Raw genomic sequence first — 231 nt, forward strand, 5'->3', positions numbered from 1 at the left:
GTAAATATTTCTTTACGATACTTTGTTACCCAAACCAAATGGAAATTAAAATCATAAACATTTGTCCTTGTTTTCACTATCATATGTAAAAACCTCTTTAACTACATTATAGCAATTGTTATCGCTATAAACAACAGTCATACGTATGGTATAATATATCTATAAACGCAAGGGGGTGAAAACATGTATCAAGGAATTGAGTGTAAAATCTATCCTAACGAAAAACAGCGT

At 29.9% G+C, this 231-nt stretch carries 1 pseudogene; it reads right to left on the minus strand.

What is annotated here, in order from left to right:
- A pseudogene (locus AC973_RS10240) lies at nucleotides 1–83 on the minus strand (IS200/IS605 family transposase); the annotation flags it as partial.
- Nucleotides 84–231 lie beyond the last annotated feature (148 nt).

The sequence above is a fragment of the Carnobacterium sp. 1290_CSPC genome (genome assembly GCF_001053265.1).
Classification (GTDB): Bacteria; Bacillota; Bacilli; order Lactobacillales; family Aerococcaceae; genus Aerococcus; species Aerococcus urinaeequi.